Raw genomic sequence first — 22332 nt, forward strand, 5'->3', positions numbered from 1 at the left:
AAGATATGAGTGGTAAAACAACAAAGCCGTTCGAGGATGATTTGGATCTAGACTCCCTTCCTGTTACGCCGTCGATTAAACCGACAAGAAAGCCAAATAGATCGGGAAAGGGCGCACTTGGCGCTATTGATGCTCTATCAAATCCTTTAGCAGGTGAGTCTCAGCTTGATAAGGCTAGGCGTGAAAAGAGAGAGCTTGCTGTAAAGTTGGAGGAAGTTCAGCAGCAGCTTGCGGAAAAATCTGATTCTTCTCCAGTCGAAAGTGCAAAAATTAAAGAACAGTATGAGAGTCAAATACTCGAAATTGAGGAACAGCTAAAAGCAAAGGCTAACTTAGTGACTCAAATGGAGTCTGAGCTGGCAAAGATGCAAACAGCATTGGAATCGAAGACGGTTACCCAGACCATGGTTATGCCGGTAACTCGAACTGAAGTTACTTTTACTCTGATGGAGCTTGAACCGGATTCTGTCACGGTATCTGGCGAAAATGCACGAAATCAGGAGTTTCTAACTGAGGAAACCCTGAGCGATATTCTGCCAAGTATTCGTGAAGTACGGCAATATGACGCCGGTTATGTTTCTAATACAAATCCTGATCAATTGACTTTGTGTGACGGTTCCAGACGTAAGGCTGCAGCTAAAATTGCTTCGAAAAAATTCCTTGCCTGGGTAGGGAATATACCAGAAGAAGACATGCACGAATTGTCAGAGGTTTTAAACAAGTCAAAAGTAGTCAGCTATTGGGAGCGAGCAAAGCACATCCAATTCCTAATCAACAAAGGCATTTTTGATAGCTGGCGTAAGGCAATGGACATATATGCGCTTTCTCGTGGCAACTCTGACCGCTATAAGAAGCTCGCTGAGCTGGACAACCTCTATGTGCATTGTTTTCCAACTCCAAATGATGTTCCGCTTAACTTTGGAGAGATCATCTCCAAGCTTGAGAAATTTGATCTTGAGCGTGCTAGAGAAACTGCAATCGATACTCGTGAAAAGAAAAACGAGATGCTTAAGCATGGTGTTGCTAAAGAAGATGTTATCAACCATGTAATTAAAAGTTTCAAAGCGGTTGAAGTCCGTAGATCTCCAGTTAAAACTAGCTACATCAGTTCAACTGGGTTAAAAGCCGCTTCTTCTTTGAAACCAAATGGATTAGTTAGTTTGAAGATTGATAGCCTTACTGACGCGCAAACTAAGCAGTTGCTGGAATGGCTTGGTGAAGCTTTCGATCTAAGGGAAACCGATAAAAAGTAGCCTTGTTTAGGGTGTCTCTTACATGAGCCACCCTCCTCCTCATTGAATATTTTTGTTTGCTATTATTCCTCCCAGTTAATTTTTATTTTGAGAAATGTCTTTCGCATCTAGCGGGAACCGATTACCGATTTTCGCGGTCTTCAAAGATGTCTCGCCGACGAGACACCCATTGACCCATTGAATAGACAACATATTCTGGCGTCTCGCCTGCGAGACGCACTCGTAATTCCTGGATTTAGGGCGGACCAAAACTTTCTAGTGGGTGAGGCGGTGATCGGACACGCACCTCATTTGTGGCCTTTTCCCATTCCGATGTTTAGTTTTAAGTTGTGTCTCGCCGACGAGACACCTTTGTAATTACTGAGATAAGTCAGGCATTTGCCGTCTCGTGCGCGAGTCGGTTGTTGGACACGCACCCCATTTATGGCCTTTTCCCATTCCGATGTTTAGTTTAAAATTGTGTCTCGCCGACGAGACACTATTGTTATTCTGGGTATGTAGTTTGGGAATTTGGCGCCTCCTGCGTTTTCCGGTCGCCATACACGCTACTTATCAAGAGCTTCCTTCCCGTTATGGAGTTGAGTTTTAAAAGGTGTCTCGCCGACGAGACACCGTTAATTTTCTTTTTATGGTACTTTGCATGGATTATTCGATAAAAAGGAACCGTACATTAGAGGCCGAAATTTTTGGCTATACCTTGCTGCAAATAGGGTTGCATTGACCATGTTTACAGCTTAAATAACCCTAAATGTGAATTTATGACTAGGTTTGAGGTTAAACGCTTCGCCCATAAGATGCGTTTCTTGAACAGCAAAAGGGTGCATTGATGTGCTATATAGGGGCTAGAAAGGCCTTTGTTTTTGATATGAGCTTTTGACGAATTTACTTACTGTTATTTTTGCGATTCCTTAAGGGCCTTTCTTTTCTGGTACTCGCGCCCCATGGCCAAAATCTCTACGATTCCATCAAGAATCTCTAGGTCCTTGTATGCTATTTTAACTACTCCAGAACCCTTTTGGTTTTTATGGTCAATGCGTATGCTCAGGCCTGTTTTTTGACAAAGCATTTCTTGTAGCTGACCGAGGGCTTGCTGTTCTTTCTCAATGCCTTGGTAATTTGGATCTTTGAGTCTTTTCTCTAGTTCGCTAACAGTAACGTGCTTAACTCTAAGCCGATCAAATACTTTTTCCCGATTGGGTCCCTTTGCCATTCGAACTAACAGGCGAACATGACCGAGAGTGATCTGAGTGGGATTTTGATACCAGGTGTTGATCTCGTTGAGGCTAAGGCATTTGCCGGCACGTATGTAGTATGATGTTTTATCTCGTGAGTTAAGAGCAAGATTGGCGCGTATTTGTGAGTTCTTTAATCCTTCATTTGCTAAAAACCCAGCTACATGCGCAATAAGAGCGTCATTAATGTCTTTCGCTAGTTTAAATTTGGCGATGGCATCATTGATATCTGTTAGAATCGGTAATCGATGTAGTAGCATTAAGTAAACCTCAAAAGTTTGTCATAAGATTATATATGACGTGTCACATGACAAGCTTTTTTTTCGACTGACGTTTTTTGCTCGCTGATAATTTACTTGTCGATTTATGGATAAACCCGTAAAACTGCGGGCTACAAGACAATTATGAGTAGGTTTCCATGGGAAAATCATTTGGAATCATAGTAGTGGTTTTCTGTGAGTAGGGAGGTGGCATGTATTCCCCAATTACACATGATTCGAATTGCCTAGATTCTGAGTACCGCAGACTTTGTAAGCGAATCCAACAGAGGGCGCCATTTAGAAGGAATGCTGAGCTTAGATCTTGCTCGCGTGATAGCGACATAGGTTAGGTTTACTTCTTGCTCGTATTCTTTGTAATTATCGTCACCAATAATGCAATTGAACAAGTCATCTGAAAGGTCGCCCCATGCCCTGAAATCATCCCAGACCAGGACGCTGTCAGCTTCAAGTCCTTTTGAGCGGTGTGCGCTGGATACGACGATATGAGGAAGGTTTTTAAGTTTCTCTGGTAGTGAACCATTGACCTTTTTTGCCCGGCGTTGAATAGCTTCCAAATTTTGCGCTTTGATACCACGTATTACTGATCCGGCTGATTTGCCGTACCTCTTAACAAACGACACGATTGACAGTAAATCAGAAGACCCAGTTACTTCAGCGAAATTGATAAACTCACTCCAACTTTTGAAGCTATGCATTAATGGGTCAGTGGGTGTCTCACCGTTATAGAGCATTGCAGCTTGAATGAAGCGTTCGAAATTGTACTTTTGAACCCCGCCCGCTAAACGATAGGGAAGTGAGATTTCGTCTTTATGGGGGTTTGTTTCTTTGTTGAGCTTGACAATCGTAAGGCAGGCTTCGGCAATTCCAAGTAATGATCGACATAAGATCATGGTGCTACGACCGGCTCGGCTATCATCCATCAACCTGCGAACCGCCAGCTGACGCTTAACATTACTTGACGTAGGTGTTGAGCCGCTTTCACCTGAGTCATATATGTAAATGCGATCCTTGTCAGGATTAACGCCTGTTACTTTGATTTTGTCATTGGGTTTGACTGAGTTAATAGCTGTTTCGGCTAAGTGCCCTATATGTGGTCCAAACCTGCGAGATACTGTTAAGCTATATCGCTTCGCTACGTCAAACTGTTGCAGCGCATTCATGGCGTTTCGGAAAAGGTAGATGGACTGATCTTTATCGCCAACAATAGCTACTTTTGTTAGTCTGCGACGTTTATTTTCATGGCTTCGGATGATCTGGCCCACAGCTAAATCGTTGGACACGGGATTTGTGTCCTGGCCTTCATCAATGATCACGTTGTCGACATCGAGGTAGGGCTTAGTTAGCTGGTATGACTTCAGCATCACATCAAAGGTCAGAGGGATGTTATTGTTTTGGAGGCACTCGCTATAGAACTGCTGAGTCATATGGATTAGAGCATCTACTTTAATCGCAGAGTTGTCACCAAGTCTCGATAAATGATGGTATCCAATCTTTGTCTCGGCGGAAGAGCAAAAATCGCCGAGTACCTTTAGCATCATTCCGGTAACTTCTAATCGATCTATCTGAGATATTCCATATTTAGGCCAAGGAATCATTTCAACTACTTCGATTGGATTGAAAGCCCCGGCGACTCGCTGTCTGATCAAGTCCTTTCCTAGGTTAGCGGCATGCCATTGATAAGCTAGTGAATGGAATGTCTGAACTTGCGCGGCTTTTCCTATGCGCTTTTTAGCTTCAAGAGTATTTGCTCGATCGAATAGGAAAAGACTGGTGCTTTCACCTAACTTATTTAGTTCTTTGATTCTTTCAACAATGGTGAAGGTTTTTCCAGATCCCGCAATTGCCTGCAATGTCATGGCCGGCTCTCGGCTAGTAATAAAAGCTAGTTGTTCATCTGAAGGGGTGACCTTTGGGGTAGATTGGGCTGACTTTGCGGTCATTATCGCCCCCGATTTGGATCATTTTCTAATATTGGTTCAGAAGTGGCACTATTTTTTGCCATCTGAAGCAGACGATTTACCCGTTGACTAACAGGCGTCATACTTTGCTGGGTTTGAGTCGGTCTGACCTTGAGCTCGTTGTGATCGTCCGTTTTTGCAGTCGCTTTGTCGCTCGCTGATTGCGATATAGGCTCCAGACAATCAGCGGCACGCAAAACTTGAGGATGTGCAGGAGGTATATTGGCCTGCTTTTTGTCGTGACTTTTACCTGGGAAAGATACGACGACAGAATCCCGCTTTGCTTGTGGCGGGGCGTGCATCGCCGGGTCTTGCTCAGGCGTTGTCGCTGCGGCATTTACCCGCTTATCCTGCGCTTCAAGCATAAGGATGCGTTTTCGAGGATAGAGCTTATTGCACTCCGAGGGATTAGTGACGTTGGTCGGTGCATTCGCTAGCGAAAATGCCTGAGTAAAGATAAACGAGTTGCCAGAGGCGAACGCGTAGGCTTGCTTGCCATCATCCTTTTCACGAATTTGGACTTGAAGCGCTTGTCCTGCAATATTCGGGAAATACTTATCACCGGGTACAATCAATTTACCGTCACTGCCGGTCGGTACTTTATTGTCTTGTGAAATCAACTTGGCGGTCTGTTGGAGTAGGACTTCGTTGCTCAGAAGACGCCGGGCATAACTGACGCAACTTTTGTTTGCCATCGATATGCTTTGAGTTGGCATTGCTTCCACTAAAAAGCCGTTTCGCTTTGCGGCATGGTAGAAAGAAGCGAAATCTTGGCGAGATTCCTCAAACAGTTTTATGCCGCAGTCTTCCATATTGGCATGCTGAGTGTAGACCTCTCGGAAACCTACTACCTTTTTCTCTTTCATATCCAGCGCTCTAAGTGCAACGCCAAAACCGATGCCCTCAATGTCGTGCGAATGGACGTTTTTCCCTTTCTCCACCAAAAGGTTTTTGATGGCATCAAAGTATTGTTCGTCGGCTTTGAGTAAGAGGGAGCTGTTAAGGCCATACTGACGAAACACAGGCATTAGGGGTGAGCGCTTAAGACTCTGTCCGTGAACTGTAGCTTCAGCAGCTTCACGTATATCTGCCGCTGTTGACAGGAAGCGATCTTTACCTTCTTTTGACCGACCAAAAAGGAGAATTCGCATCGGTCCTTCCATAACATCTGTCTGCTTATTGTCAGTCTGGCTGATATTTGGCTGAGACAGGACCAAAAGATGTTCAGAGACACCACGTATGTGATTGTCAGCTACATCGAGTTCGCCTTGAATCTGAAAGACACCTTCGGCGCCAGAGGCTCTGGATCCTACAGCCTCTTTCAAAAGCGAATGCTCGTGTTTAAGTGCTTGCGAACTGGTAGCGCCCAATTCTGGCAGTCGAATTGAGGCGCGTTTACCGGAAAGGATGTCAACGCCATGTGCCACATTGTCGTCAATGCTTTGTATCCGCATCCAAACTGTATTTAGCATGACTCCGCCTCATTTAACATGATCTTGCATCTAATGTAGCATGATCTTGCATTTGTGGTAAACTATTGCCAAAGAATTCTTTAAAAAAAGAGAGTGCAATGAGTGATTGGCGCACGACATTACATAATTATTTGAAGCAAAGCGGACCAGATATCATCACAACGGATGAGTTTCGTGGTCTTTGCTATCGCTTTACTGCGCTGGCCCGCGAAGACGGGAAGCCGGGGGCACAGCGAACTGCGGATAAATTTTTGAAGCAAATGTTAATTGCGGGTGAGCTGCAACCGCTTGCCGGTAAAGGGGTCTTCTGCAACACCCTGATTCTTGGTCGTAAGATGAGCACTAGGGAAGCACTTGGAGTTATCAATACATTTAGCAGCACTGATGTTTCATTATTTGCTGGGCCAAGGGCCGTCTGCGGTGACAATGGCCCAGACGGGCCACATTGGATACTAACTTCCAGCAATCGAACCGTCGTACACAAAGGGCTACTGGGTCATGATGCTGAAGAGCCTTCTTTGAAGCCTGGTAAGAAGCCAAGTGAAGAGGAATTGAATGCACTTGCAGAGTTTCATAAGGGATATGCACTAGCTACAAGTTGCAATCGCAATTGGCTGGGGTTGATCAGAGAACTTCCAGTTGAATCTGAAGCATTCACTCGGTTCGGATCGGATGGGGCTGATGGCGAACTATCTAACGTCTATGTCAAAACGGCAAGTCCGGAGCTAGCTTTGGCATTGCTGCCGAGTTTAGCCTCTGCTCGGCATCTTTACCCGACCAATGAATCCGTGACTGTTAGACAAATCAAAGGACCAGTATTGACTTTAGATGTTTATAATCCAATGTCAATGCGTACAGCGGAAGCAAAAGTCGATGTCTCCAATCTTGCAAGGATAATGCAATCCTTGCCGCCTATGAGCGATGATGTTGACTTTAGAAAACGAGGATTTGATTCCATAACGACAAAGGGAAGCAGACCTCTAAGCGAAATTTTAATGGGCATTGGTCTGTCTCCAACTAAATCAACAGGTGGTGACCTAGCGTCTTTGAGTTTTGACATTCCAAATATTCCAGACGTTCCAGATGAGCAATTAACCCCAATGGAGTTAGGTTTCGATATACCTGAAACCCCTACGCCAACACCGCGAAGATAGCATTGTAAATAAAAGGGCGGGTATACGCCTTTTTTTACCAACGCAGAATGCAAGATCATGTCAGGTTATGGGTTGACTTTGCATGAGATAGGTAGGATTATTTCGCTCGACTCTTAATCAGGTTTATTCAATGACAGAGACAGCAAAACGTCCTCCATTAAAGCGCAGGGTTCAGACGCAGGCATCAATGCCTGGTAATACTGCGAGCGAAAAGGCTGAACAGACTATGGATCCCGGTATCGCACCAATGGTGGCGCGTGATACTTCACTCCTGGTTATGTCAATAAAGGCAAGCTCTCGTGATAAATTGACTGGATTGCTTTCAGTGACACTTGGTTTGCTGGTGTTAACAATAGTTAGTTTGTCATGGCTTAAAACTGATCATTACTTTGCTGTTGATGTGAATGGTCGGGCCATAGAAATACGGCCGCTCGATTCACCTACCGATGTTGCCGGCGCGCCAGTTGGCTTTATAAATCGTACGCTGCCTGACGTATTTACTTTTGGTTTCATTAACTATAAAGACCATTTGTATGATGTTCGTAGTAAATACTTCACCGAGCTTGGTGGTAATCAACTAATAGCTGCATTAAATCAGATTAATCTCGAAGATTTTATGGACGCGGAGTACTCGCTGAAGCTGTTGGTGCACGGAGCCGGACCACGACTCTTGAGTGAGGGTAAGAATGACAAGGGCTACTTTTATGTGGTGCAAACTGAAGTTAACGTGATCTTGGACCCGCCAGGTCGCGAAAATCGTCCTCGCGTTAACGAATGGGTAATCCAGACAGTATTCTATGTCGCGAATGATAATGAAGCAGGGTTTAGAATAGATCAATTCTTGGTGCAGGCGCGATGAAGAAAATTTCTTTCGCAGTTTTAGTGCTTATTGTGCTATGCACTTGCTCACTATCTTTTGGGAATGATGGCGCCTCGCAAGATTCAGGTCCGAATGTCGAGGCTATTGCATCGGGCGCTACTGTATCACCACAGGAGCAGGCGATAATTAATCAAAGGGTTTTAGAGTCCTTTTTGCAAGCGTACAAAGATGACATTGAAATTAACGCTCTTACTGACGCCCTTTCAGACAAAGCCTTAAAGGAGCAGGCTGAGCGACAAACGCCTACTGAGCAGAGGAATCGCGAAGAGGTAATCGATCCTAACAAAAGCCGTGGACCGTTCTCAGTATGGGTTTACCCCAATCATTTAACAATCATTGCTTTTCTGGATAGTTATGGCGAACCATGGCCGCTGACCGCGCAGCCAATCAACTCTAATACTAATGCGTACAAATTGAATTGGAGTGCTTCTGCACCCCATATCGTTCAAGTCTCGGTACTGCAACCTTATATAACAACGACCATTGGGGTTATGCTGGAAGGACACACTCTCCCACTTACTTTTTCACTCCGCAATGGAAATGGCATACAAGATGTTGCTGTGACTTATCGTGTCACTGGCGTTGCTCCTTCTAACCTGGGAGCAATAGAAGCCGTAGAGCCCCCACTACAATCTCCAATATTACAGCAATTTGTGCGTCGAGATTATCCAGAAAAGGCGAGGATGCTTTCTGTTACAGGCCAGACAGGAAGTATGGCCTGGGAGTACGAAAACGTCTTTGTTTTTGCAACCAAGGGTGGCTTGATTTATCCGTCAGACCCCTTCGCAATTGAGTCAGCGCCTGACTCAGATCTTGTTTACTACGCATTTAAAGACACGCCAGATGCTGTGGCAATTCAATTTGGCAGTCGACCGCTTACACTGGGGATTCGTTGATGATCTTTGAGGCTCGAATAAACAAACTGAAATATGCCTGGTCGCAATTGCCGCTTCGGATGAAAATTCTGTTTGTTGCAATGGTGTTGGTGTTTACTACCGTTGTAAGTGTTTATGGGTCGCTTGCCCTCGGGGGGCTTTTTGGTGGAGGTGATGAACCGCCGCCTACTGGCCGCAGTAATGTAACTATTGATACTCGCGGTGTAGAGCGTGGCGCAATAGATGACTCAGTCTCTGACGAACAAGTAGCGGCACGCCGAGAGGTTGAGCGCCGTGAATTTAGTGAGGCCGCTGCGGATGGTGGTTCATACCTTCCGAACTTCGATTTGCGATCAGAAACAATTGCCGATGCACCTATAACGGACAGCGAGAATAATGATTCTCAAAAGCACAGCTCTGAACGAGTGTCATATACAGAGCTTCTCAACAAGCGTGAAGCAGAAAAACTGAAACCTGTAGAAACGGAAAAAGCTTTACCTAAAAAGAACGACATCGCGCGGACAACTACAGACATTATTCCTGACCGAAATTCGAATTCGAAAAATTCTACAAGCTCGGATGAAGCCGTTGAGAAATACATTCAGCAACGCGCAGTTCGACTATCGGCGGCATATTCCAAATCAATAAAATCTAATAGCACGTTTTCTGATTCTACTAGCTCAGGAAGTTTTATCTTGTCAGAGGACGTTGCGCCTAAAAGGTCAGAATTGGCAAGCAGGCCGGGTAACCAGATTAGCAGTGGAGATTCAGAAAGTGGCGCTCTAAATATGGACGGATCTGCGAAATGCGCTTTATGCCCCGGTGACCTAATTACAGCTCGTATAACCAAAGACATCGACTCACGCTATTCGACTAACGTTGAATTTGAGATTGTTGATGGTGCTCTAGCTGGAAGTCCAGTCTTCGGAAAATTCCAGATAGTGAATGAGGGTGCTGTCATGAAGAAAGATGTCCGAATAGTGCTTTCAACTACTAATTGGCTATATGAATCGGGTACCAGTCGTTTCCCTGGAACAATGAAGGGATTTGTTGTTGATTTGCGCACGGGCAGTGAATTGATCGACCAAGATGTAAAGACTCGAAGTGGGCTTAAATGGCTGGCTTGGGCAAGCACGAGTTTGATGAATACCTGGGCTACTCGCAAGATTGCGAATGCCACAGTTACAAAGACAACAGACACTTCTCAGACCCAGTCTTCAACCTTAAGTGAATCGGATGTATGGGCGGTAAGTGGGGGATTGCTACTCGGTCAGTTAAGCGATATTGCAGCAGCATGGATGACTGAGCTGCCCCAAATAACTATTCCGAAGAACGAAGTTGTCTCAATAATGATTGTAGATCCTATTAATGAAACTTGGATGCCTGACCTTAAAAAGGGAGAGGACTTTTACTGATGAGCGATGAAAAAGACTTGCTTGACGCATTTAACGAGAATGAAGCTGGTGTTGATGTGGAATATGAGAAAGCATCCCACAATGTCGATGAGCATTTAGAAAATGCACCGTATGCCAGAATCGAACAGCTGGCTGAAATTCTTGGTCAGATCGCGAGTGTTGGAGAAGTCGAGATTCATACCTTTTGCGATCGGTATTTGGATCGGGATGATGTCGATCTAGCTGGCGAGACGGCTGAGTCAGTCGCAACATATATCTGCGATACAGTTTTTTCAGTTCCAGGTTCAGACACCGTGATGCCTCCTGCGGATGATGATATTGCTGAAGATATCGCTCGCCAGTGCATCCAATATCTCGAAGAAATTGAAGAAGGTGGCACGGGGTCGGCGGTAAAGAGGGAACCTGATGACGAGCAATTGGATTTCTCAATAACAAACACAGATGCTGAAATAGAAAATCTGAGTTCAGAAGAGGATGCGAACAGGGCACGGATTGTTAAATTCGGTATCATTTCCATCATAGCGCTTCTTTTAATTGTAATGTTTTACTTTCTTTTCAAACCACTGTGGTCAACGAATAATGCTACTTCTACGGTTGTTAATGTGAGCGGTATCGATATGTCTACAGAATCGACTCCCAGCGCTAGCGCGCCAGATCGAAAACCTACTGCACCACCGACGGACGTCAAGCGAACCACAGAGAGTAGTTTCAATGATGCGCCAAATGCTGTTACGGCGGATGGTGTGACAATACTAAGTCCAAATGGTGTTACAAGTGACTCCGGTTTTCCTGTACAACAATTAAACTTGAGCGAAAACGAACAGTTCAATAAGTTGGTAGCTGAGGTTGGTAGCGCGCTTAAGCTATTTGATAGTCGAATTTCTCAAAATGAGAAAAACCATGAGCAAATCGTTTTGGCACTTGAAGTAGTTCAAGAGTCACTGAATAGTATGGAGCGTGGAGAGTTTGGTGGTATAGACATCGCCGCGCTCAATAACCGACTGTCTTCACTCGAAAAAAGTATTTCTGAACTAAATTCGGACGTACCTAAAACTACTATTTCTAAGCCAACTGTTTCTGTTTCGGCACCTGCCAATTACTTAAATGGTAGGCAAATCGCGACTCTAGACTATTGCATAACTGGTGCAGTTAATGGATTAGCTGTTTTTAAGTCAAGGAGAGAAGGAAAACCGATTCCGGTTGAAGTTGGCGATGACTTAATCAATTACGGCAAAGTAATCGAGATACGTGCTGACTATACGGTAATTACTGAGCATCGTGGTACCCAATATATTGTCAAGCGACAAAACCCTTGTACTTATTAAACTGATGAACTGCAGCGATGATTAGTATTCAAGCTATATACGACACTATCAACACGTTCTACTTCTCCTTGGTATTGTTCGCCCTTGTATTCGGTGTTTTTAAGCTTTATCGAATGGGTAGCTTGATAATGCAACGTGGCCGAATTCTTGGTGTAGCTGGTCCGTCCGCACTTGCCATGAGTAATGAGTATTCTTTCAAGCTGATATTTAAACAGTTTGTAGTGGCATTATTTTGCCTGAATTTCGTTAGCTTATTCAATGCAGTTGCATCCGATATCTCCGGTGAGACTTACTCGTTAGCATACGCGTCCTTTGAAGGAAATGCAGAGGAAAGTTTACTGATCTTCGGTGCACTATACGAAGCCATAAAAGCTTATGGATTCTTCGTTATTTTTTCGGTTGTGATGAAGTTTTCTCGCAACCATGATCCTTTTGTACAACGTGGGGAAACTCCGTTGTCAAAACTTGCGTGGCAGCTTCTTGGTGGTTTCGGGCTGGTTTTCATACTCGAGATTATGGAAGATGCTGGTCGCGTAATTAAATTAGTTCCGTTTACTGCGGTAACTGAACTTATTCGTAGTGTTCAATGATGAGGTCAATCAGAATGAAAAATCAAATGCGAAAATTTGCGCTGGCTGCTTTGGCGCTACCATTGTCAACAAGTGTCTTTGCCGAACCAGGATTCTTCGAAGGTGGTCTTAACTTATTCACTAGGATAGCACTGGGTTTGTTGGCCCTACTTATGATTGCCGTGCTGATTAAGGGTGTTACGATGTTGTACGCTGGCGGTACCGCGATCATGAATTGGGGTAAAGATCAAAGTTCTCAAGGTGGTCAGGGTTCAACTGGTCCTGACAATAAGAAAGCGGCGCTAACGCAATTGGGTGGGGGGATTATCATGTTGTTAATTTTTGGAATTGTCGCAAACGTTGCTGTTGACTTCGCAATTGGAGATGGAAATCCACTTCGTACTCCTGACATCGAAATTGGTAGTAGCAACTGATCCGGCTATGCATGACCTTGTCTTCTCCGTACAGCCTTCATTGGTGGGTCGCAATATCGAGCGCTTGCGTCAGCAAGTGCTCAAACGTGATGAGCATAGATGCCAGTTTTGCGGTCTTTGTTCTTTAAACGGTATGGACGTCGTGTATGCCAATGATAAGTATGAGACGACTCTTGATGGCTGCGCGACAGCTTGCGCAGTCTGCGCTTCAGTTTTGCGGGGTGGCGTTCATGCAGGTTCAAATTCAGGTTACATGGTACTAATGCCAGAGTTGAAGCAGGTCGAAGTAGTAGGGTTGTTTCTGGCTATGAGTGCCTGGTCCGATATCGCTGTTACTGTTAAACAACAACCTTTACGCGCTATAGCAGAACAGATCGATGCTCGCCGTGGGCAGGTGGAAGAAGTAACCGGAGTCACGAGGTCATTTAAAGTTAGTCATTGGCGTCAGCTTCTGTCTTCCCCTAAGTTCCATGCGAACAGAGCTCGGTTATTAGGCCCGTTTCGATTTATGCCCGACCATGATTGCTATGTTCATGAGCTTAAAGCTTGGAGTAAAGAGGTATTTCAACGTTATGATGAAAAATCGATTCAATCCAAACTTTTAAATCTTAAGGTAAAACAATGATTATTTATCGAAAATCACATTCAGGGTGTTGGAAAGTTGATACCGCAACAATGAATGTGGTTTTCGAAGATGACTCTGAATCTAATTATCCCAATTTTGCGGAAAAACACCCGCAGCTTTTCGAGGTTATACAAGATTATTGTGAGTGTGGGTATACAGTAGATGATACCAGGATAGAAATGGAATGGTTTCAAAGGTTGGTCTCTGTTTATTTATTGCTTAGAAAAATCAAACAAACGCTTTTACTAGAGTTGAACAGTGAGTCAAGTCCAACGAGCCTGTTAGATTCAGGAACAAAATTCTGCGAAGTGAATTTCTTAACTAAGGATATTCCATTGCGTCTGCCGGCTGAGCTAAGAATTGCGAAGTCCATTGGTAGAGCGAGAAAGTTTAGGAATGGTTCTACTAATCTTTCTGGTATTCCGCAATCAGTGAAGGATTCTGATTTTGTTCGAGCGATTTCACCCTATACAAAAACATTGCAAGAAGTTTGGCTTCCTTTTGGTATCGCGCGAAGTATATCTCTGAATGGATACTTACCAGATTACTTATTCGACTGCTCGCTGGAAGTGACTGATGAAGTAGTAGTTAGGTTTAGTACGGAAGCACAATATTATTGGAATAGTGCGAATGACGCTTCGCGTCGGGCGTATTTGGCGCTTATAAAATCATATATGCCTGAAGATTTGGTGCGGTACATAAGCTTGTCTTTCGCTGATATGAACAGTACGGCACTTAATTGCATTTTTACGAGAGGGTTAGCCTAGATGGGTATCGCCAGTTTCTTTGAAAACATCTTTTCAAGCAGTATTAATCCCGCGGCTAGTGACTTTGTTTCACTACTTGCACCGGTCCGAAGCCATGTGAAATATGGTGGCGAACCGATCAGGCTGAAGCTAGACGAGGAGCATGCCTTCTTAGCGATGGATGGTAGTCTGGTATCATTCGTTGAATGGCAAGGGATGTTTGGATGCTTGAAGGATCGACGTAAAGAGAATGCGATACATGCAATCAGTAAAGCATTAGATTTAATGCACGCTGAAAAAGGCGGTGTCCTAGAATGGACCATTGACAATCCAAGTGACGACGTAGAGCGTTTAGCAAACGGTCAGTATGAAAGGGCAAGAAATTTAGCCTTCAAAAAAGGGATTGATGTTGAAGCGTTTGTTTCTTCTGAAATTGAAACTATTGCCCCTATGCTCCGGCCAAGACGGCAAGTCATGGCAATATGGACACCTAAAAACAGATTGAGCCGGGGCCAGCAAGAGCGATTTGAGCAAGTCTTTACACAGATTCTGGCTGAGCAATCAAAGATGATGCCTAAAAATGCCCATGAGTTGTCGAGTACGTTTATTCAGAATTCTGTTGCTCTCTCACAAGAACTTGAAATGATTCACGACACGCGCGTTGCCCAGATTATGGACGTATTTTCCGATCAAGAGGCATGCGTTAAGTTACTGAACTGGGAAGAAGCACTTAAAAATGTGAAAGAAATGGCACACCCAGGTTTGAGGGGGTCTGAGTATAAGCCTTTTCTCGCCGGTTCTAGTGTCGCACCGCGAACCTTTGACTTGAAATCAGGAAAAATTGATGTTTCCAGCATTGCACCGGTTAGTATTGGGTGGCAGATCTTTTCAGAGGAGCCTATCCCAGAGAAAGATGCGGTCTACTACGATGGTTACTGGCATGTTCCAAAAGTCATGGCACTCGGCCCCGATGTGATTAGTTCAATGGAGGATATCATTGAAAAACTCCCACTCACACTTCCATGGCGAATGCGTGTTATTGCTGCCCCCCTATTTGTGACAGATTCGTTTAATGCCAGTATTGCGTATATGGCTGCTGCACTACCGGGCGAAACAAATAAGAAAATTCGAGATTCTGTGAAGGAACTTGAAACTCGGATGAGTGGCGATAGCTGCCAGTACTCCATACAGGTAATTTTTGATACGTGGAGTAAGAGTCTGGATCAAGCAAGAGCTAACATGTCTGACCTTCAGCAGACTTTTTTGACGCATGGTTCACCAGCACTCACGGGTAATACTTCTGATCTTAGAGCGTTGTTCATAGCAACGTTGCCTGGCTTGAATCTGGTTCCGCCAGCGCCGAAACATTTCATGTCGACTCGTGAAGTGGCCCAGTTCTTTGGCGGTGGGTTTCCTGCAAATTTAATGAAACACGGTTCAGAGACGTTCATATCTGAGGGACAGATGATGAATGTCGGTCTCTTTCAACCGGAGCTTGAAAAATATATCGGGGCAATTATCGGCGCGTCAGGTGCAGGTAAGTCGCTACTTCTTAACAGTTCCAACCTATTTCGCATGATAACAATGGGGAAAACTCTCCCTTATATTCTGCTTCTAGACATAAACGCTTCAGGTCGCTCAGTTGCAGACTTTATTATAAAGAAATCTCTTGGTCGCTATGAGCATGAAGTAATATTCCACCGCTTTTCAGCGGATCGTCATGGGGCAGTTAATCCGCTGGATAATCGGCTAGGTCAGACAAAGCCACTACAGACAGACCTTACTAAACTAGCAAATTTCTTGACGTTATATGTTCAAGCGTCTGCTCAAATACAAGAGCCGGTGGGTATGAGGGATATGATTATTCAGATCCTTGAACACGCTTACTATGCCAAAGCTCAACCAGAAACTGCAGAGAGATACAAACCCGGAATCGAGCCTAGGGTAGATAGCGTACTTGCACAATATCCTCAGTTTGCGGAGCTGGTAGAATCAAAGTTGTTTCTAACCTGGTTTGAGGTAGTGGATTTTTTAGGTAGTAAACATGAGTATGAAACTGCTGGTTTGGCAAATATCTACACAAGTCCATTAATCCCGGAACTCCCGTCTTTGTTTAAAGAAAACCAGCCTCTATATAAACGTTACAACACTGATGCCACTCGCCACCTAATTGAGCAGTTTGAGCGTCAGATTTCCATCAATAAATCCCGATTCCCCTGCTTTAGTTACAGAACCAAGAAATCCTTCGATAATGCGAGGGTGGTAATGTTTGACTTAATCGATGTCGCTCCAAGTGAAGATTATGCAATGGGACGCATGTTTTATTCATTGGCGATGTATATAGGTGCGAAGAATTATGTATTGGCTAACAGAGATATTAAAGACACCGTATTAGAATCATTCCGTCCGATCTTCCGTTCTCACTGGAGAGAGCGTATTCGCGATCTACGCGGTACACCGAAGTTAATTCAAGGTGATGAAATACACCGAACAGGAAAGCCAGAGATCATTATAGATGGAAAGACCATAAGCAATCCTACTTGGCAAATATTTGAAACTTTTGCTGCCGAATTGCGTAAGAGTTACGGTGGTATGTTGCTGGCAAGTCAAGAACCAGGACACTTTTCAAGCACTTACCTTGGTACGCACTGTTCATGTGTGTATATGGGTGGTAACTGGAAACCGGATCAAATTAAGAAGGCAGAGGACCTACTTGGACTTGATGCTGATGAAACAACCGCTTTGGTTGAATATGTGCATGGTGTTAAGCCAGGACAGGGTAGTAAATGGCTTGTTAAGGCTGAAGTCAAAGCCAAATGGCAGAGCTTTGTAGGTGAGTATCGGAAAGGACCTGATGCAATTTGGATGCTGTCCACATCAACAGAGGACTTCATGTTAGTTGAGTCACTAACAGAAAGGGTTGGTGACGATGAGTTAGCAAGGAAAATTCTACACAAACGATTCCCAAAAGGGTCTGCTAAGGACTGGATAGAGGACATGCGCGAAAAGTTAGCGAGTACGAATCAAGAATCAGATGACATATATTCTTACGCTGCTAATCAAATTTTAGATGGATATAAGCAAGGTATTGATGCGTTAATCGCTTAAAGTCAAGGGTTGGATATGGATTGCGCACGCGACCCAATTTATCGTGCGCAAACTACTTTATATTATCTATTGCTTTCGCTATAAATAGTGCTTTGCCTCTGAGCTGCTCTATAGAATGAACTACCTCCACTTCTTCCTCATCGGCGCGCACATTACCATACCCTCTTTGTGTCTTTGGATTATTATGTCCCATCAATAGAGCAATGAGGAATTCAGATTCTTCTTTGTTTATCTCAATCTTTTCAAAGGCGTTTCGGTGACGAGCAGCGAACTCATGGCGGGCGCTGTACAAAGTAATTTTTGGGTATGATTTGTGAATTAGCCGATCTTTTTTGGCCATCGCATTTAATCGAGACAGGGCTCTTCCAAATTGAGCGGTCCGTTCTTTCCACTTCAATTGAGCAATTTCCTCGGCACCCTCGACAGCTACTTTACCTTGTACGGCTGATAATATTTGTTGCTTAAAATCTTGGGCATATTTCAGGCACGCTTTTAACACATGAAGTTCGCCATCAGCCAATTCATTATATAGCGGGACGGGTACATTTCTGAACGGCAGTTTTCCTGCTATGGCGGCCTGATCTTCCGGTCCCGGCTTCATCGTTTTTGTCCTTAGAGTCAGTCTTATACCCTCGATTGATGTTTCTTGATGCTGGACAATTTCTGCGTTCAACCATTCAGCGGGGCGAAAGCCGGTTAATCTAGTTGCTGCCAAAAAGGCCAGTGCCCAGTCCTTATTTTTTTGCATTGACTTATCTGCTACCTCTTGCAATGCGGATAGGTCCTGTTCTGTACATCGTTTTCGGCGCATCGCTGATGTTCTGAGTCCTATTACACCTATATTCTCAGACTTTGGAATAGCATTCACTTCCCTCATTAGTTTGATGGCTTCATCTGCTCCAGGGTCAGTAGGCCAAATAAATCTGATACCTTCTTCTATTGAGCGCCTGTAAGTTGTGAATGTTCGAGGACTTATTGCAGCTCTTTTAATATTGATAAACCATTTGGCTAGCTCAAGTGGGGTCGTCAACGCATAGTTAATGGGCTCACAGGATCGGTGTTTCCTTAATCCTTTTTCCGTCAGAAGCGCTTTAACACGACCCTCGAATATTCGCTTATATTCCGGATTGAATGAGCTATTGGATTTATTCATGTCTTTGCCCTTGCAGTATCATGCACATTGCAATAATATTTGATCCATATTATGACATGACCTTGCACTTTTATGAAAGCTCACTTAATATTTTCGTTGTTCTCAGTTTTATCGCTTGCATCGTGCTCAAGTTTTCCTTTGATGCAGAATCAAGACGAGGACTCTGTCATCCTGACTGGACTAGAGCAGGAGCGGCTTGCGCTAACGCGAGAAATGCGCGATGAGATGATTTCCTTAGTGCAATCCATAGAGTATTCGAATCGTGTATTGAGTGAGGTTAAGAATGCTCAGACAGCCATTGATCTAACTCCAGAAGAGATGGCTCAACTTGAATGGAATGCGAGTGAAGTTCCAGAGGGTATGGGGGTGCCTATGTCCCTAGATCAAGTTGGTCATCCAGAGCCAATTATTGAACTCATCGCACAGCTAACGGGCTATATCTATCGTCCAATCGGATCTCCAAGCCCACTCGTACCGCCTGTTCGTGTAGAAGGACATTCGACAGCGCACCAATTTTTAAGAAGCGTAGGGGTGCAATTAGGGAATGGTGTTGTTATTTCGGTTAAGCCAAATGTCCGTACGATTGAAGTTAACTGGGGAGCGGGACGACAAGGAGCGGCTAAGTGAAGAATCCTATCCGCCCGATCTTCATGATCGCCGGCATATTGGTATTGGTAGGCTGTGCATCGAAGCCGTTTAGCTATACGACGACGGCAAATGAAATTCAGTGGTCTGCTGTCGGTGCTGGACAGCCAGAATTACTAAGTAACAGAGCAATGTGTACGATCATAAGTGAAGAGGCGTGCTCTCAGTTGTTCAATGATACTTTGTTTCGAGGAGTCAAAGCGCGCTCTCTAAGTAGAAGCGACATTATTATGCTTCAGAACTTCACTTCTATCGATGTCAGGGATATTGAAGAAATGACTGACCGGATGGCCGATGAAGAAACAATGAAAGCGCTGGGAACATCAGGCTTCAATCTCGGCAGGAAACTGGGTACAGCAGTCGAACAAGCAAGACGTCAGCAGGTCTTAAGCGACTTTTACGACATTTTTGATCGGAGTTTTCGTTTTGATTTGACTATGGTCGAGTCACCTGAGGGTAGAATAATTATACCGCCGGTCATTGACAGAGTAGATGATACGTCAAGGCTCAGTGATGACGGAAGACGTATTCGCATCATTGATATCGTATATACCATTCGTAAAAACGCAAAATTTGCCATCGTACCGCCCTCGTGGAGAGATTACTTGATGGCACCGATTGAATACCCAAATGAATACGATCTTATCAACGCTGTACTTCCAGAAACCAAAGCAGAACTTTCCTATTGGCGCGACAAGGTAGTAGAGGGGTATTTAGTCGGCAATGATCTAGCAAAAGCTGCGTACGAGCGACGCTTTGCTCGGTTGAAAGAAGACTACGTCGGAATGCAACGCTATCACCTGTTACGAGCCTTTAACATGGTGAGTGAGCCAGTTATTACGAGTGATTTATATGTTGCCACAGGTTCGCGTGATGGTACGACACTTAATCTTGACGATGCGAATTTAAGTATTGCGGTTGAGCCTAACATGATCCCTCAGGCGATGTTGCATCGTGCAATTCCGAGAATACGTGAGTTCGAACATTTTGGGTTAGACGAGAACTTGCTGCCAAATATCGATGGAGGAGTGGATGAGTAAGCTACGATCTGTCATTAGCCATGAGGCCTGGCAAAACATTCAGTCGGACATTCCAAACCAGATCATAGATCGAGAAAGCTTTGATCGCATGGTAGGGCTCTTTGACTCACTTGGCGCTTGGGATGACATTCAAATTCATGAAGGGTATCCCATGATTCTGAAGGCAAGTAAACGACAGCTGTTCTCTACGCGATCCATAACTCGCAGAGAAGTTGAGGAAATTTGCCGATTGCTGAATCAGAATGAAGAGGGTGTCTATTCAGATGTTCTAAATGGACAACAATTTGACCCGGGCTATTCAACGCTTAGTGCAGATCGTCGGTTTGAAAGTAGGTTTCGTATTCACATTGGAGCGGCAGACTCTGGCGAAGGGCGTCAAGGTGCCCGCCTGACAATCCGATCAATTAAGCAAGAGTCTCCGACTATTTCTGATGTTGGATTGACCCCAGAACAGGTTCTGCGACTTTTTCCGTTGACAGGAGGTGTTTTAGTTGGTGGTGAAACTGGATCTGGTAAAAACACTACGTTGGCAGCAGCTATTCATCACATCATTGCAAACAGTGGTTTCATCAATGATCGAGTGATTCTTGAAGGCGCGAGCCCAATTGAATACAGCTACCGACCGCTGCTATTACAGCATACGAATCGTAATGTTCATGTAATTCAAGAGCAGCACAAGCGCGACTTCGCTAAATGGTCGGATTTCATTGAAGGGGCACTTCGTTCCAATCCCGACACAATAATAATTTCTGAGTTACGTGATTACGAAACTATTGACCAAGCACTTTTGGCAGCTGGCAGTGGCCACCATCTTATAGGGACCGTTCACACCAAAACCCCAGTAGGTGCGTTTAACCGCTTGCTAAAAGTTTATCCTGAAAGCCAGAAAAATCGTGTGCTTGGTGAGATGTCTGAGAACATTAAAGTAATGATGAATCAACGATTGGTAGACGCGGTTGGTGGTGGTGTAAGAGCGATTCGGGCATGGCTGGAAATAACTGCAGATGTGAAGCGGGATTTAATAAAGTGCACGCCTGCGGAGGTCGCCCGTGTGCTTAATGATCACTACATTTCACAAGGTGAGACTTTTTCTGATGATGCAAAGCGCCTATTGTCTTTGGGTGAAATTACTGAAGATACGGCGAACAAAATGATACGCGATGAGCAACTGTTTATGGAGACTGAATAAATGTCAAATGAAATTCGAAACTCATTGCTTTATGCAAACGTACTTTCAAAAGTTTATGGCATGTACGTGATTGTCATTGCGCCTGCACTTTTGGGACTGGTTGTGTCCTTTGCCTTGCTTCGACCATTAGTGCCACTTCTAATATTGGCTATTACTGTGGAAGTTGTCAGGGCGATGACACGTAAAAGTTACACTGATTGGTGGTCGATCATGCTATTTAAACTATTTAAAGATTCATATACATCATATCCTACGAAGTACAAACCCCGTGTTACAGATCTCTTGCCGATGGTGTTGGCCACCTTCGTTCTGTATACCGCATTGTCGGAGCAGGCTATGGCTGACTATCGTTTGATCGACTCGGGCTCTTATGATCGCGCTATCTTGGAGGGCTCACTCGGTACAGCGTCTAATGATCTTGTAGCAGGTTCCTGTGATCAGTGCCCTCTGAATATGGCGCTCGATATGATACTTCCAGATGATCTCTTGGTCAGTTGGGCTGAGAATGTGAAGAAGGATCAAACAATTCGATTTTCTGGTCCTAAGCAGTGGGCTTACATTCTTAAAGACATTGCTCTGGAGCATGACCTTATCTTCATCTTAAGAGTGCGCGATTCAATGGGCCGAAATTCCTTGAGTGTGAGTCGAGCACCTGTCAATGCTGGAGCATTGATCTACGAAACACCTCGACAGCCTGAAATCTTAACGGCTAAAACGAAACGCTGGACTTTGACCCCTGGTCAGAGGTTGCCAGTAGCGCTGCGCGCATGGGCGCAAACTGAAGGGAAAAAAATTGCTTGGGAATTGGAACGTGAACCTGTTATCGAGTATGAGGCGGTTTTTCAGGGCAATCTCTTAGACGCTATGGAGCAGGTGATTGCAGCCTACCAGGCACAGGGTTTAATGAGGGAAGCCATTATACAGCCATCGTCAAACGGAGTATTTGTGTTCAAGTCTTCGAAAAAGGGAGAATTTTAA

The 22332-nt window shown here is 44.4% G+C and carries 19 protein-coding genes; 15 read left to right on the forward strand and 4 right to left on the reverse strand.

The window, feature by feature from the left end; genetic code table 11:
* Positions 1–5 precede the first annotated feature (5 nt).
* Positions 6–1253, forward strand: a complete 1248-nt coding sequence (locus IYN85_RS20985) for a ParB N-terminal domain-containing protein (RefSeq protein WP_196160917.1) — start codon at positions 6–8, stop codon at positions 1251–1253.
* Between the two features lie 892 nt (positions 1254–2145).
* Here the strand turns inward: IYN85_RS20985 and IYN85_RS20990 are convergent.
* The 3 genes from IYN85_RS20990 to IYN85_RS21000 all read right to left on the reverse strand — a co-directional run bounded on the left by IYN85_RS20990 (position 2146) and on the right by IYN85_RS21000 (position 6196).
* Positions 2146–2745 (reverse strand): hypothetical protein, encoded by a 600-nt coding sequence (locus IYN85_RS20990; RefSeq protein ID WP_196160918.1) that lies wholly within the window; start codon positions 2743–2745, stop codon positions 2146–2148.
* 245 nt (positions 2746–2990) lie between these two features.
* Positions 2991–4706 (reverse strand): UvrD-helicase domain-containing protein, encoded by a 1716-nt coding sequence (locus tag IYN85_RS20995; RefSeq protein WP_196160919.1) that lies wholly within the window; start codon positions 4704–4706, stop codon positions 2991–2993.
* Positions 4706–6196, reverse strand: coding sequence for a hypothetical protein (locus tag IYN85_RS21000; protein ID WP_196160920.1), 1491 nt, complete (start codon positions 6194–6196; stop codon positions 4706–4708). The genes IYN85_RS20995 and IYN85_RS21000 overlap by 1 nt, the downstream gene beginning before the upstream one ends.
* Before the next feature lie 98 nt (positions 6197–6294).
* On the opposite strand from IYN85_RS21000, the gene IYN85_RS21005 reads away from it, so the two are divergent.
* The 10 genes from IYN85_RS21005 (at position 6295) to IYN85_RS21050 (ending at position 17327) form a co-directional block, all read left to right on the forward strand.
* Positions 6295–7350, forward strand: a complete 1056-nt coding sequence (locus IYN85_RS21005) for a hypothetical protein (protein ID WP_196160921.1) — start codon at positions 6295–6297, stop codon at positions 7348–7350.
* A gap of 130 nt (positions 7351–7480) precedes the next feature.
* Positions 7481–8209 carry a DotI/IcmL/TraM family protein gene (locus tag IYN85_RS21010; RefSeq protein ID WP_196160922.1) on the forward strand — a complete coding sequence of 243 codons (729 nt, stop codon included), beginning with the start codon at positions 7481–7483 and terminating at the stop codon, positions 8207–8209.
* The gene (locus IYN85_RS21015) at positions 8206–9126 is read left to right on the forward strand and encodes a DotH/IcmK family type IV secretion protein (RefSeq protein WP_196160923.1); all 921 of its coding nucleotides are present in this window, start codon (positions 8206–8208) and stop codon (positions 9124–9126) included. Before IYN85_RS21010 ends, IYN85_RS21015 begins: the two co-directional genes overlap by 4 nt.
* Positions 9123–10520, forward strand: coding sequence for a hypothetical protein (locus tag IYN85_RS21020; RefSeq protein WP_196160924.1), 1398 nt, complete (start codon positions 9123–9125; stop codon positions 10518–10520). The genes IYN85_RS21015 and IYN85_RS21020 overlap by 4 nt, the downstream gene beginning before the upstream one ends.
* Positions 10520–11845 carry a hypothetical protein gene (locus IYN85_RS21025; RefSeq protein ID WP_196160925.1) on the forward strand — a complete coding sequence of 442 codons (1326 nt, stop codon included), beginning with the start codon at positions 10520–10522 and terminating at the stop codon, positions 11843–11845. Before IYN85_RS21020 ends, IYN85_RS21025 begins: the two co-directional genes overlap by 1 nt.
* Before the next feature lie 17 nt (positions 11846–11862).
* The gene (locus tag IYN85_RS21030) at positions 11863–12435 is read left to right on the forward strand and encodes a hypothetical protein (protein WP_196160926.1); all 573 of its coding nucleotides are present in this window, start codon (positions 11863–11865) and stop codon (positions 12433–12435) included.
* A 14-nt stretch (positions 12436–12449) separates the two neighbouring features.
* Complete coding sequence (locus tag IYN85_RS21035) at positions 12450–12848, forward strand: hypothetical protein (RefSeq protein ID WP_196160927.1); 399 nt, start codon at positions 12450–12452, stop codon at positions 12846–12848.
* Between the two features lie 7 nt (positions 12849–12855).
* A complete protein-coding gene (locus IYN85_RS21040) occupies positions 12856–13473 on the forward strand; it encodes a hypothetical protein (RefSeq protein WP_196160928.1) in 618 nt (205 codons plus the stop codon).
* Positions 13470–14240 carry a hypothetical protein gene (locus tag IYN85_RS21045; protein ID WP_196160929.1) on the forward strand — a complete coding sequence of 257 codons (771 nt, stop codon included), beginning with the start codon at positions 13470–13472 and terminating at the stop codon, positions 14238–14240. Before IYN85_RS21040 ends, IYN85_RS21045 begins: the two co-directional genes overlap by 4 nt.
* Entirely contained in the window at positions 14241–17327 is a 3087-nt protein-coding gene (locus tag IYN85_RS21050) for a hypothetical protein (protein WP_196160930.1), read from the forward strand.
* A gap of 52 nt (positions 17328–17379) precedes the next feature.
* Here IYN85_RS21050 and IYN85_RS21055 read toward each other — a convergent pair whose 3' ends face one another.
* Positions 17380–18480: a hypothetical protein gene (locus tag IYN85_RS21055; RefSeq protein WP_196160931.1), complete on the reverse strand. Its 1101-nt coding sequence runs from the start codon at positions 18478–18480 to the stop codon at positions 17380–17382.
* A gap of 72 nt (positions 18481–18552) precedes the next feature.
* On the opposite strand from IYN85_RS21055, the gene IYN85_RS21060 reads away from it, so the two are divergent.
* From IYN85_RS21060 to IYN85_RS21075, 4 genes are read left to right on the forward strand one after another with little or no spacing between them, the layout of a single operon-like run.
* A complete protein-coding gene (locus IYN85_RS21060; RefSeq protein ID WP_196160932.1) occupies positions 18553–19107 on the forward strand; it encodes a DotD/TraH family lipoprotein in 555 nt (184 codons plus the stop codon).
* Positions 19104–20165 (forward strand): type IV secretory system conjugative DNA transfer family protein, encoded by a 1062-nt coding sequence (locus IYN85_RS21065; RefSeq protein ID WP_196160933.1) that lies wholly within the window; start codon positions 19104–19106, stop codon positions 20163–20165. Before IYN85_RS21060 ends, IYN85_RS21065 begins: the two co-directional genes overlap by 4 nt.
* Complete coding sequence (locus IYN85_RS21070; RefSeq protein WP_196160934.1) at positions 20158–21354, forward strand: ATPase, T2SS/T4P/T4SS family; 1197 nt, start codon at positions 20158–20160, stop codon at positions 21352–21354. Before IYN85_RS21065 ends, IYN85_RS21070 begins: the two co-directional genes overlap by 8 nt.
* Positions 21355–22332 (forward strand): TcpQ domain-containing protein, encoded by a 978-nt coding sequence (locus IYN85_RS21075; protein ID WP_196160935.1) that lies wholly within the window; start codon positions 21355–21357, stop codon positions 22330–22332.

This window comes from Reinekea sp. G2M2-21 (assembly GCF_015687175.1).
Classification (GTDB): domain Bacteria; phylum Pseudomonadota; class Gammaproteobacteria; order Pseudomonadales; family Natronospirillaceae; genus Reinekea.